Here is a 9,520-nt window from a genome sequence, read left to right as displayed (position 1 = left end):
CCATTTCGGTGATGGCTCTGGCGCTGTTGCAAGGCTGTGCCGGGCGCCGGGAAGAAGCGCCCGAAGCGGACCCGGCCAAAATCCGTGCGCAGCTCCTGCGGCTGTTACCCGCCCAGGTCAAGGACCGCGAGGGTTGGGCCAACGATATCCAGGCAGCCTTCGAAGCCCAGCGCATAGCGCCCAGTAAAAGTAATCTGTGCGCAGTGCTGGCGGTGACCGAACAGGAGTCGACCTTCACTGCGGACCCGCAGGTGCCCAACCTTGGGCGTATCGCCCGCCAGGAGATCGACCGCCGCGCTGCGCGTCTGCATATTCCCAAACTGCTGGTCGACGGTGCGCTGAAGACGCCGTCGGGCAACGGCAAGAGCTACCAGCAGCGGTTGCAGACGGTGCGCAGCGAAAAGCAGTTGAGCGAACTGTACGACGAAGTCGTTGCTCGCGTGCCGCTGGGCAAGACCTTGCTGGGCGGGCTGAATCCGGTGCACACCGGCGGGCCGATGCAAGTCAGCATCGATTTTGCCGAAAAGCATGCGAGGGATTACCCCTACAGCCATGAAGGCACGATTCGCCAGGAAGTGTTCAGCCGGCGCGGCGGCATGTACTTCGGTATTGCCCACCTGTTGGGCTACCCGGCCAACTACGAGCGCCAGCTTTACCGTTTCGCCGATTTCAACGCGGGCTGGTACGCCAGCCGCAATGCGGCATTCCAGGCGGCATTGAGCAAGGTCACGGGGGTGAAGCTGGCACTGGACGGCGACCTGGTGGCGCCAGGGGCGATCATGCCGGGGACGACTGAACTGGCCGCGCGCAAGCTGGGGGTGAAGCTGGGGCTGCGTAACCCGCAGATCCGAAGCCAGCTGGAGGAGGCCGACAGCCTGGCGTTCGAGGACAGCAAGCTGTACAGCGGGGTGTTCGCCCTGGCGGATGCCAAAGCCGGCAAGCCGGTACCCCGCGCAGTGTTACCGGGCATCGAGCTGAAGAGCCCGAAGATTACCCGCAAGCTGACCACGGCCTGGTTTGCCGGGCGGGTCGATGAGCGCTATCAGCGGTGCATGAAGCGTTAGCCTGGCAGCAACCGCGATCCTTGAGCGGGCTTGCACGCGAATACGGTGGCGGCGGCAACGGTGATCGGCGGGTGGAGCTTGGCCAGCAGGCCCGGCCTCTTCGCGGGTAAACCCGCTCCTACACGACGGCCTGTGCCCAACCACCGACGCGTGTCCAATGTAGGAGCGGGCTTGCCCGCGAACACGGGCGAAGCCCGTGCCATCCACCGCGCGGGCTTGTCCGATCAGCGCCCGCCCAATGCCCCAACCACCTGGTCAACGCTGGCTTTGAGCCCCGCAATCGCATCTTCAGGGTCACTCTCCACCACCACCAGCTTGGCCCCGGCCGCCTTGATCACCTCGGCCACTGCCGCTTCAGGCTGACGATGGTCCAGCACCAGCGCCACGTCCTGCGCCTTCAGGTTCTCCCCCAGCGCCTTGAGGGCGGCCGCATCCCATTCGACCGGCAGTGGCTGCTCGACCGCATCCAGGTTCAACCCGTTGACCAGATACCCCAGCCGCTCCGACAGGCTCACCACCGTCAGGTTGTCGACTTTGGCCAGCCGCGTCTGGCTGCTGGCCGAAAGCTCCAGCAATTGGCGCTTGAGCCCTGCCAGGTTGCCCTGGATCTTTGCCTTGTCGTCCGGCGCCAGGCGCTCCAGGTCATTGGCCACCACGTCGGCCATGCGTCCGAGGTTGGTCGGGTTGAGCCAGGGGTAAGCACCATAGGCATCGTCACCGTTCACCGCAATGCCCGGCAGTGCGCCATCCACCGGTCGCGCGGCATCGATCTCGACAATGCGGATATTGCTGCGTCGGGCCATCGGGTACAGCGGGTCGTCACGCCAGATCGAACGCACCCCGATCACCGCATCTGCCTGCTGGGCGGCCTTGTGCAGGCCTGCGCCACCACGCCCGCTGAAATACGACGGTTGGCGGCTGGCAGGCAGGTTGGCCGGTGCTGCCTGCTGAAGCTGCACCGCAGTGCCGTCGAGCAGGGCGCTGGCCAGGCTGTGGGTGACGGGCAGGGTCGTCAGCACTTGCGTGGCGAAAGACAGGGACGGCAGGCCGGCCAGTGCCAGCGCCAGGGTCAGGTGTTTGAAGTTCATGCCGGGTTTCCTTGCAGGCGGGGAACGAGGGCGCGGGCCAGGGCGGCCAGGGCAAAGCAGATGCCGGCGACCAGGATGATCGCGGCCCCTGACGGCACCGGCAGGTCGAAAACGATCGGCAGCAAAATACCGAGCAGGGTACTGATGGTGGCAATCAGCACCGACAGGAAGAAAAAGCCCTTGAGCGACTGACTGACCAGGCGAGCGGCGGCGGCCGGGATGACCAGCAGCGCACCGACCAGGATGGCCCCGATCACCTTCACCGCAGCCACGGTCACCAACGTCACCAGCACCACGAACAGATAGTCCAGGGTCTTCACCGCTACCCCGCGTACAGCCGCCAGCTGCGGGTTGAAACTGGCCAGCATGATGCGGTTGTACAGCGGCAGCGCCAATGCCAGCACCAGCGCCGCGACGATGCCCAGCACGAGCAAGTCCTGGGCGCTAACGGTCAGCACCGAGCCGAACAGCACGTTCTCGAGGATGTGCACGTTGATCTTGCCTGCCAGCATCAGCAGCAGGCTGGCGCCCAGCGCCAGCGACACCGACAGGAACACGCCAATCAGTGTGTCCGGCGACAGCCCGGTACGGTTGCGCAGGAAGTTGAGCAGGATGCCGAACAGCAGGCAGTAGCCGAACAGGCTGCCGTACGGGCCGGTATAGGGCTCACCCAGCAGGATACCGATGGCCACGCCGGTCAGCGCCGCATGGCCGACCGCTTCGGAGAAGAAGGCAAAGCGCTTGACCACCACCAAGGTACCCAGGCCGCCCAACACCGGGCCGATCATCAGGCCGGCCAACAGGGCGTTGACCACGAAGCCGTAGGCCAGCGCCTCGGGCAGATAGCCGGCAGTGGCCCAGTCCTGGACCGTTTGGCGAAAGATTTCAAAACTCATCAGGCAAGGCTCTCGCTACGCGGGTGAACGGAGAACAGACCGAGCAGACGCTCCGGAGTCAGGGCCTGGGCAGGCGGTGCATCGAACAGCACCTGGCGGTTAAGGCCTGTTACCCGGTCCGCCAGACGCAACACGGCTTCCAGGTCATGCTCGATCCACAGAACGGTAGTGCCGGCCTGGCGCCAGCCCTGCAATAACTGTTCGAACACCTGGATTCCGGCTTCATCGAGGGCCGACATCGGTTCGTCCAGCACCAGCAACTGCGGCTCGGGGATCAGGCCTTGGGCCAGCAGCACGCGCTGGCGCTCACCGCCGGACAATGCACCCATGCGCCGCGTGCGCTTGTCGAGCATGCCAACCTGAACCAAGGCTGCATCAATGGCTGGCTTCACGCGCCGCGACAGGCCGAGGAAGGCCGGGCGGCGCTGGCACATGGCGGCCATGAAGTCGTCCACGGTCATGGGCAGGCCGCGGTCGAACTCCAGTGCCTGCGGCACGTAGCCAATCACTTCGCGCTCACCAGGCCAATGCAAGGTCAACTGGCCCTGGTGTGGCATCTGCCCGAGCAGGGTCTTGATCAACGAGCTCTTGCCGCCGCCGTTGGGGCCGACGATGGCGTGCACGCTGCCTGCTGCCACGCTGAAACTGACCTGTTCGAGGATACGCGTGCGCCCCAAGGTCAGGTCGATGCCAGTGAACTCGATGCGCGGCCCGCAGGCTGTCGCCAGGTTGGCGGCAGCGGTCATGCGCGGTTCTCCTGAATGGCGCGGACCACCGTGTCGAGGTTGCGCTTCATTTCCACCTCGTACTTGTCCTTGGTGTAATCGCCGTAGGAGATATGCGTCAACGGATACAGGCGTACGCCGGACTCACGCTGAATGGTTTCGACATAGGCCGACGGGAAGTCCATTTCCGAGAAGATCACCCGCACGTCCAGTACCTTGAGCTGGTCGATGGTTTTTTTCAGCTGCGCCGGGCTGGGCTCGATGCCATGGGCCGGCTCGACGACGGCGGTCACCTCCAGACCGAAGTCGCGCACCAGGTAGTCATAGGCAGCATGGATGGTGGCGACCCGGAACGTTGCGCCAGGGGCTTCGGTGACCTTGGCCAGGGCTTCGGCACGCAGGGCGCGCAGGCGCTTGGCGTAGGCACGGGCGTTTTGCGTGTACAACTTGGCGTTGTCCGGGTCGAGCTTGCCCAGTTCACGGGCGATGTTGTTCACTTGGGCGATGGTGGTGCTGATCGACAGAAAGGTGTGCGGGTTGACCACCTTGCCGGCACCGCGCGCGGCGATGCCAGTGGCCGCCAGCAGCGGCACGTTCTGATTGGCTTCGATAGTGGCAATGTCGGGTTTTTCGCTGGTGGCGATCATGCGGTCTGCGAAATCGTCATGGCCAACACCGTTGAGCACCACCACGTCCAGCGTGCCGATGCGCTTGATGTCCTCGGCCCGCGGCTCGTAGGCGTGCGGGTTGAAGCCCGCCGGAATCAGGGGAACCACCTCGGCCTTGTCGCCGACAATATTGCTCACGTAGCTGTAGTAGGGGTGCAGGGTGATGCCGATTCGCAGCGGCTTGCTGTTATCGGCCAGGGCCATTGCCGGCAGGGCAAGGGACAGGAGCAGGGCGAGGGCGGAGCGAAACATGGGCGGGTCCTTGGGTTCAGTGACGGTGTTCGCGGGTGACCCCGGCGTCGTAGTGGCTGACCACCTGTTGCCAGCCAGCCGCGATCAGGGCGGCCTGGCCGAGGTCGTCCGGGATCACGGCGGCGCTGTCGCGGCGCAGCCAGATATCGGCTTGGCCTGTGCTGTCGGGGGGCAGGATCAGCAGCAGGCTGCCGGCCACTTCCGGGGCCTGGCTGCGGCCCAGGTAGGCGCCGGGTTCCAGCCATGACCATTGGTGGCCGCCACGGCTTTGGCTGCCGGCATCGACCACGAACGGCGGCAGGCCTTCTTCGACCAGGGCCTTTACGCTGGGCGTGACGGCGTTTTCTTCGCGCAGGAGCTGGATCTCGTCGAAGGCTACCCGCAGGTCGGTGTACAGGCCTTGCTCGGCGGCGGTGAGGTCGCGGCGGGCGTCGATCTGGTGGCTGGCGATGGCCTGTTCGTCCTCGCGCTCACCGCGCAGCAGCACCACGCTGGCGGCGAGCACCACGATCAGCAAGCTTGCCAGCAGCACGTACAGGGTTTCGTGCCCGGCACCGGCCGGGCGAATGACGTGGGCGCGGCTCATGGCTGGGCGATATCGGCGTAGTCCACTTCCACCACGTGCCCGGGGCCAGCATCGAACAGCACGTAGAATTCGCCGTCCGGGCGTTTGAAGGTCAGCGTCGAGTCGTCGCCAAGCTTGCCGCCGACCAGCACCTGTTCGTCATAACCAATCACGTCCAGGGTCACTCCGGGGGCACCGCTGCCGTCCGAGAAACCGCCGGTGCACTTGACCTGACCGCTGGCCAGTTCTTCGCATTCGCACATCGGGTTGTGCGCCAGCGCAGGGCCGGCGACCAGTACCAGCAAGGGCAGCGCCAGGGTGCGCATCCGGTGATTCATTTGTTTTCTCCTTGTTTCTCGAGCCATGCCACAGTGGCTGGCGATGCCTTGGCCAGGGGGATCGACGCCTGGTGCATGCTGCCGTCCCAGCCTTCCAGGGTGATCCAGATGTGCGCGTCGGGTTTGGTACGCGGCGGAATCGGCAACGAGGTGCCCATGTTGTAAGGTGCGCCGAAGAAAATGGTGCCGGCGGCGCGCAGGCTTCTTGGCTTGCCGATGCGCAGGTAGGCTGCCTTGACGTTTTTTATGCAGGCCTTGCACAGCGATGCATTGAACGATTTGAAGTAGCCGGCGGGGCCGTCGGCGTGTGGCGCCTCGTCACGCAGTTCAGCAAGGTCGAGGCTGTAAGGGCCGACCTGGATGTCACTGATCACGTTGGCGCCAAGGCCAGCGTCGCCGCGGAACAGCCGGGCGTCGGCGAAGTACTTGGGCATGAAGCCCAGCGGGATCAGGATCAGCAGGATGTTCAGGTGAAAACGCCACTTCAGCCAAAGCTGCTTCAGCGGGCTGGCGGGCACGGCCTGGGCCTGGCTCATGAATGGATCTCCACGGTGGTTTCACTGTGTACTGCACGCGGAGCGCGCTCGCTGCGCTTGAGGGCCGCGGCGGTGGCCTGGGCGGTGCGCTTGGCCCAGATCAGCAGGCCGCTGAGCACCATCAGGGTGAGGATCAGGCCGAAGAAGAACCACACCAGCTTGATCGGCAAACCGCCAAAGTCGCCGGTGTGCAGCGGGCGCATGGACTCGGTGACGAACTCCAGGGCCGAACGGTCGCGGATCAGGAACTGGCTGTCGACATTGCGTGTGTACGGATTTACCGACGCACTCTGGAACATCAACGGGTACCAGCCCGGGCCAGACAGCATGACGTGGCTGTAGGCAGTGGCGGGGAGCGAGATGGAGGTCACTTCCAGCCCCGGGATCGCCAGCCCGGCAAGGCGTGCCGCCTCATCCAGGTCGATGCGCGAGGCGGGGCTGCCATCTGGCGTTTGTGGCACTTCCTCACGGGCGATCACCGGCACGATGGGCTGGCTGGAAAGGGTGATGTGGTTGTCGGACAGGATCGCCTGGATCAGGAACCAGGTGCCGGTGACGGAAATGACCGCAATGAACCAGATTGACCACACCCCGGACAGACGGTGCAGGTCACCCCAGAAAATTCGCGAACCATGGCCGGTACGCACGGGTTTGAAAAAGCCTCTCCAGAACTTCTTGTAAACCACCAGGCCGGTGACCAGCGAGGCGAGCATCGGCAGGCCGAGCAGCGAGACCAGGTACCAGCCCCAGCTGAAACCGTTGGTGAACGGCACCAGCCACCAGCCGTGCAGGGCGCGGGTGAAGGCTTCGAAGTTGAAGTCCGGGGTCTTGCCCTGAATGGTTCCGGTGTAGGGGTTTACATACAGCGTCGGGCGGGTGCCGTCAGGCAGTGTGACATTGGCTTTCACCGCGAAGTGCGAACCATCTGGCTGGCTCAGGCGTTCCACCACCATGTCCGGCTCGGCCTTGTTCAAGGCCTCCAGTACCTGCTGAAAGCTCATGCGCTCGGTGTCTGCGTCTGGCTTGTTGGCGCGCACAGCCGGATCGGCGAGCCAGACGATTTCCTGGCTGACCACGGCGAGCATGCCGGTGAAGCAGACGATCAGGACAAAGAACCAGATCGGCAAGGCGAGCCAGCTGTGGACCAGGAACCACAGCTTGGATTTGGATTTTTTCGGTGTTTGGGCCATCAGACGGTCTTCTGCTATGGGTGGTCGAGCGTGTGCCAACCAAAGAGTGCTGTACTGATAAGGACGAATGAGAATCGAAAACCTGCAGGTTAAAATGAAAGCAAATGTTTCAAAGCACAAACACCGGACTGCGCACGAGGCACCAGTCCGGCCTTGATGGCTGGTTGTAGAGAGGGGTCAGGCGCGGGTCAGTGCCACGGCTGCTTGGGGCTTTTCGTGCAACTGCTCCAGGTCCTGGTACAGCGCTCGGCCAATTTCCGCAGCGCGTGCCGGCAGGACCGAAAGCAGGGTGTCACTCAGGCCGTGGCTGTTTTCGCAGAAGCCCTGCAGGTACACCGAGGCTTGCAGGTCCGGGCTGGCCAGTACGCGGTAGTTGCGGTCGACGCTGAAGTCCTCCAGGTAATCGGCCAGCGGCGCGAGCAATTCGCGGTGCGAGCGGCGCTCGTAACCGGTGGCGAGGATAACGGCATCGTAGCGGTGGGTTTGCTGCTGGCCGGTGGCGAGGTCGCGCAGGGTCAGTTCCAGGCCTTCGCGGGTGGCCACCACCGCTTCCACCTGGCGCCGGCACAGCACGTTGTGGCGGTGCTGATGGGCAACCTTCTGCCGGTAGAGTATGCCGTAGATGCGCTCGATCAGGTTGAGGTCGACCACCGAGTAGTTGGTGTTGTGGTATTCGCCCAGCAGTTTGCTGCGCTGTTCGGCCGGTTCGTTGTAGACCAGGTCGGTATAGTCGGGCGAGAAGATCTCGTTGACGAAGGGGCTGTCGTCGGCGGGCTTGAGGGCCGAGCCGCGCAGAATCATGTCGACCTTGACTGACGGGTAGCTGTCGTTGAGGTCGATGAACGCCTCGGCGGCGCTCTGGCCTGAGCCGATCACGGCAATGCGCATGGGTTTGCCAGCCGTGCACGGCAGTTTGGTCAGGCTGCTCAGGTACTGCGAGTGGTGGAAGACTCGCAGGTCATCCTTGAAGGCGCCGAAGTTTTCCGGGATTTTCGGCGTGCCACCGCTGCCCACCACCACTGAGCGGGTGGCGCGGCTGTATTCGCGGCCTTGTTTGTCACGCGTGATCACGCACAGGTGTTGGACCCGGCCTGCATGCATGTGCGGTTCGATGCGCAACACTTCCTGCCCATACACCGCCTGGGAGGCGAAATGCTCGGCGGCCCAGCGCAGGTAGTCGTTGTACTCCAGGCGGCAGGGGTAAAAGGTGCCGAGGTTGATGAAGTCGGCCAGGCGCTGCTTCTGGTGCAGGTAGTTGACGAAGCTGTAAGGGCTGGTTGGGGTACGCAGCGACACCAGGTCCTTGAGGAACGAGATCTGCAACTCGCTCTGGGTAGCCAAGGTCTCGCCGTGCCAGTGGTAGTCTTGCTGCTTGTCGATGAACAGTGCGTCGAGTGCATGGCCCCGGGATTCGGCGAGTTCTTCCAGGGCGATGGCCAAGGCCAGGTTGGAGGGGCCGAAGCCCACGCCGATCATGTCTTTGATGGTTTCCTGCTGTGAAGACTGGCTCATGGCTGCGATTCCCTGAATGGTCGAATATGGACGCCCGCCGGGGCTCCGGCTCCTGCGCAAGTACATGAGTTGGAACGAGCCAGCCGAGGGGGAATTTAAGCGGGCTAAAGAACAGCGTGAGGCGGCCGATGTGTTGGTTACGGCAAGGACCAATTTTTCAGGCAGGGAATCGACATGAGCGGTATCACGGCAAGCAACCTGATGATCAATGGTGTTTCAGCGCAGACGCTGAGCGCGAACGCAGCAACCGAGCGTGAACAGGCGAAACAGGCCGATGAGGCGGTGGGGCCGTTGAGCATCAGCAGTGACAGCATGAAGGTGTCGGCGGGTAGCCAGGCGCAATCCACCGACGCAGAAGGCAGTGGCGAGTCGGGGGCTGTGAGCGAGCTGCGTCAACTGATCAAGGATCTGCAGAAGCAATTGGCAGAGGAACAGAAACAGTTGGCTGCATTGCAGAACAGCAAGATGGACGAGGCTGCGAAAGCAGCAGCGGTTGGTGCCAAGCAGGCGAGCATTGCTACCCTCAATGGGCAGATCATGGCGGCCACGGCGCAGTTGCTGGAACTGTTGCAGCAAGAGGGCGGCAGCAGTGCGGGCGGGATGGTCAGCGCTACGGCCTGACTGGACATGCACAGGCCGCTGTAGGAGCGGGTTTACCCGCGAATGGGCCGGCCCTGCTGGCCAAT

The 9,520-nt window shown here is 63.8% G+C and carries 11 protein-coding genes; 2 read left to right on the top strand and 9 right to left on the bottom strand.

Translation table 11 applies throughout. From position 1 onward, the window contains the following. Window positions 1-11 precede the first annotated feature (11 nt). Window positions 12-1,064 carry a DUF1615 domain-containing protein gene (locus AC3WLP_RS00505; protein ID WP_017148248.1) on the top strand — a complete coding sequence of 351 codons (1,053 nt, stop codon included), beginning with the start codon at window positions 12-14 and terminating at the stop codon, window positions 1,062-1,064. Window positions 1,065-1,288: 224 nt separating this feature from the next. On the opposite strand, the gene AC3WLP_RS00500 is transcribed toward AC3WLP_RS00505, so the two are convergent. The 9 genes from AC3WLP_RS00500 to AC3WLP_RS00460 form a co-directional block, all read right to left on the bottom strand. Then, on the bottom strand, window positions 1,289-2,152 hold the full coding sequence (locus AC3WLP_RS00500) for a metal ABC transporter substrate-binding protein (protein WP_014756190.1): 864 nt from the start codon (window positions 2,150-2,152) through the stop codon (window positions 1,289-1,291). Next, on the bottom strand, window positions 2,149-3,048 hold the full coding sequence (locus AC3WLP_RS00495; protein WP_003256215.1) for a metal ABC transporter permease: 900 nt from the start codon (window positions 3,046-3,048) through the stop codon (window positions 2,149-2,151). Before AC3WLP_RS00495 ends, AC3WLP_RS00500 begins: the two co-directional genes overlap by 4 nt. Beyond that, window positions 3,048-3,794 (bottom strand): metal ABC transporter ATP-binding protein, encoded by a 747-nt coding sequence (locus tag AC3WLP_RS00490; protein WP_012051924.1) that lies wholly within the window; start codon window positions 3,792-3,794, stop codon window positions 3,048-3,050. The genes AC3WLP_RS00495 and AC3WLP_RS00490 overlap by 1 nt, the downstream gene beginning before the upstream one ends. Continuing rightward, on the bottom strand, window positions 3,791-4,693 hold the full coding sequence (locus AC3WLP_RS00485; protein ID WP_014756191.1) for a metal ABC transporter substrate-binding protein: 903 nt from the start codon (window positions 4,691-4,693) through the stop codon (window positions 3,791-3,793). Before AC3WLP_RS00485 ends, AC3WLP_RS00490 begins: the two co-directional genes overlap by 4 nt. 16 nt (window positions 4,694-4,709) lie before the next feature. Next, window positions 4,710-5,279, bottom strand: a complete 570-nt coding sequence (locus tag AC3WLP_RS00480; protein ID WP_012051925.1) for a DUF6162 family protein — start codon at window positions 5,277-5,279, stop codon at window positions 4,710-4,712. Then, the gene (locus tag AC3WLP_RS00475) at window positions 5,276-5,596 is read right to left on the bottom strand and encodes a hypothetical protein (protein ID WP_003256211.1); all 321 of its coding nucleotides are present in this window, start codon (window positions 5,594-5,596) and stop codon (window positions 5,276-5,278) included. The genes AC3WLP_RS00480 and AC3WLP_RS00475 overlap by 4 nt, the downstream gene beginning before the upstream one ends. Then, on the bottom strand, window positions 5,593-6,132 hold the full coding sequence (locus AC3WLP_RS00470; RefSeq protein WP_014756192.1) for a PA2404 family protein: 540 nt from the start codon (window positions 6,130-6,132) through the stop codon (window positions 5,593-5,595). Before AC3WLP_RS00470 ends, AC3WLP_RS00475 begins: the two co-directional genes overlap by 4 nt. After that, window positions 6,129-7,322, bottom strand: a complete 1,194-nt coding sequence (locus AC3WLP_RS00465; protein ID WP_088512349.1) for a PepSY-associated TM helix domain-containing protein — start codon at window positions 7,320-7,322, stop codon at window positions 6,129-6,131. Before AC3WLP_RS00465 ends, AC3WLP_RS00470 begins: the two co-directional genes overlap by 4 nt. A gap of 177 nt (window positions 7,323-7,499) precedes the next feature. Further along, a complete protein-coding gene (locus AC3WLP_RS00460; RefSeq protein ID WP_014756194.1) occupies window positions 7,500-8,834 on the bottom strand; it encodes a lysine N(6)-hydroxylase/L-ornithine N(5)-oxygenase family protein in 1,335 nt (444 codons plus the stop codon). Window positions 8,835-9,008: 174 nt separating this feature from the next. Here AC3WLP_RS00460 and AC3WLP_RS00455 point away from each other — a divergent pair, with 174 nt between their 5' ends. After that, complete coding sequence (locus AC3WLP_RS00455; protein WP_012051928.1) at window positions 9,009-9,455, top strand: hypothetical protein; 447 nt, start codon at window positions 9,009-9,011, stop codon at window positions 9,453-9,455. The last annotated feature ends 65 nt before the right edge of the window (window positions 9,456-9,520 follow it).

This window comes from Pseudomonas sp. FW305-E2, assembly GCF_058782925.1.
Note: the sequence above shows the minus strand (reverse complement) of the source record. Positions and strands in the feature narration are given on the sequence as shown.

Excerpts from the sequence above, each read along its gene's own strand:
- AC3WLP_RS00485 (WP_014756191.1), bottom strand. The coding sequence starts at position 4,693 with ATGTTTCGCTCCGCCCTCGCCCTGCTCCTGTCCCTTGCCCTGCCGGCA.
- AC3WLP_RS00495 (WP_003256215.1), bottom strand. The coding sequence starts at position 3,048 with ATGAGTTTTGAAATCTTTCGCCAAACGGTCCAGGACTGGGCCACTGCC.
- AC3WLP_RS00470 (WP_014756192.1), bottom strand. The coding sequence starts at position 6,132 with ATGAGCCAGGCCCAGGCCGTGCCCGCCAGCCCGCTGAAGCAGCTTTGG.
- AC3WLP_RS00455 (WP_012051928.1), top strand. The coding sequence starts at position 9,009 with ATGAGCGGTATCACGGCAAGCAACCTGATGATCAATGGTGTTTCAGCG.
- AC3WLP_RS00465 (WP_088512349.1), bottom strand. The coding sequence starts at position 7,322 with ATGGCCCAAACACCGAAAAAATCCAAATCCAAGCTGTGGTTCCTGGTC.
- AC3WLP_RS00475 (WP_003256211.1), bottom strand. The coding sequence starts at position 5,596 with ATGAATCACCGGATGCGCACCCTGGCGCTGCCCTTGCTGGTACTGGTC.
- AC3WLP_RS00480 (WP_012051925.1), bottom strand. The coding sequence starts at position 5,279 with ATGAGCCGCGCCCACGTCATTCGCCCGGCCGGTGCCGGGCACGAAACC.
- AC3WLP_RS00500 (WP_014756190.1), bottom strand. The coding sequence starts at position 2,152 with ATGAACTTCAAACACCTGACCCTGGCGCTGGCACTGGCCGGCCTGCCG.
- AC3WLP_RS00490 (WP_012051924.1), bottom strand. The coding sequence starts at position 3,794 with ATGACCGCTGCCGCCAACCTGGCGACAGCCTGCGGGCCGCGCATCGAG.
- AC3WLP_RS00460 (WP_014756194.1), bottom strand. The coding sequence starts at position 8,834 with ATGAGCCAGTCTTCACAGCAGGAAACCATCAAAGACATGATCGGCGTG.
- AC3WLP_RS00505 (WP_017148248.1), top strand. The coding sequence starts at position 12 with ATGGCTCTGGCGCTGTTGCAAGGCTGTGCCGGGCGCCGGGAAGAAGCG.